The sequence below is a fragment of the Rhodanobacter sp. OR87 genome (assembly GCF_000473345.1).
GTDB lineage: Bacteria > Pseudomonadota > Gammaproteobacteria > Xanthomonadales > Rhodanobacteraceae > Rhodanobacter > Rhodanobacter denitrificans.
Window position 1 is genome coordinate 1 of sequence record NZ_AXBJ01000048.1, and the last position, 1,349, is coordinate 1,349.

Annotated in this window: 2 protein-coding genes; both read left to right on the forward strand. The window is 52.4% G+C overall.

Annotated elements, in window-relative coordinates; translation table 11 throughout:
- Nucleotides 1–396 precede the first annotated feature (396 nt).
- On the forward strand, nt 397–876 hold the full coding sequence (locus RHOOR87_RS20570; RefSeq protein WP_155950986.1) for a surface-adhesin E family protein: 480 nt from the start codon (nt 397–399) through the stop codon (nt 874–876).
- 98 nt (nt 877–974) lie between these two features.
- Nucleotides 975–1,214, forward strand: a complete 240-nt coding sequence (locus RHOOR87_RS20135) for a hypothetical protein (protein ID WP_081700037.1) — start codon at nt 975–977, stop codon at nt 1,212–1,214.
- The last annotated feature ends 135 nt before the right edge of the window (nt 1,215–1,349 follow it).

Genomic DNA, 1,349 nt, shown 5'->3' on the forward strand with positions numbered 1-1,349 from the left:
TCATATCGATATGCCGGTAGCGTGCCATGCCGCCCCCTTGTTCACGTGGGGCTATTGAAGCAGGATGAGCGGAGGTTTTTCTACAACCTCGTTAGTCGGTAGCTCGGCTGTTGTTTCGCACGTGGGTTTCGTCCAGCTTCACGGCAGCTTGTCGTCCATCGCTCCGGCAGCCTTTTTCCGCAGCGTTCCGGCAAGCCTCCGGCCTTCAAAGCTGGTATTTTGCCAGCGTCGGTTGCTTCACGTTCTGCGCTCGTCCGAGCCAACAGCTCGCCCAAGTGCGCTTGCGTCGCAACCGTCTAACTTCTCGTCCAAGCGGACGGCTTCGCCGCCGCTTAACTCAAGCGTTAGGCACTGCAATTAGGGGATGAAATGCAACTCACACGAATCGGATCTTACTTGCTGGCTATCGCAGCCAGCTGCTTTACACCAGCTATAGCAGCCGCAACTTGGTATGCCACCACAGTGGCGTCGGATAATTCGCTGTACTTCTTTGACGCCGATACCGTCGAAAGAAGCCCTGACGCAGTTGTCGTATGGGTCAAAACAGTTAGGATATCCTCTCCGGACGAGGATGGCGCTTGGTCAGTCGCTCAGCGCTGGAAATTCAATTGCCCGGCAAGAACTGTTCAAGTATTGACTTCATCGAATTACGACAATAGCGGAAAGTTCATTAGGTCGAATAATAATCTAAGCACACCTTCGCTTGTCCTCCCCGATTCAACAGCCGAGCGGATGCTAAAAATTGCCTGCGAGCCGAGCTTTCCAAGCGATGCTTCATCCGAGAAGTACTGGAAGCTGGCTGATAACGATATATTTGAAGCGAGAAACGTTTATTTGCACTACCAAAACAGTCGAATAGATACAGCGCCAAAATGAATCATCGCGTGCCCTAACAACTCGTTCAAGGCGTCTACGCAGCCACTTAACTCGCCCTCAAGCGTTAGGCCTTCATTCGCCACCAAGGAAGATTATATATGTCAATTAGCGAGAAACTGACGCTCGGGCCAGGAGAGACGCTCCGCGTTGATGGCTCACACTCCAAGGGCTTCATGGGTGAAGCGGACGTAACCAACTACTCTGTTCTCGATGCATCAGGAAATGTCGTTGGCACCGTCGAGCACATCGAACATACTGCCGTTAAAGGCTTCCGAGTCACAAATTTGGTGACTCAAAAAGATTCGCAAGGCAAGGTTCTCACCAGCGCGAATTGGTAGAAGTCCCTATGCACGCAGCTAGGCCGGTAAAGCCTAACAGTTCGTTCAAGGCGGACGGGAGAGTTCCTACGCTTTAGTGGACACCCTGAACTACCACTTCAGGAGTCCTCACGATGCCCAAACCAGGTCCGCGAA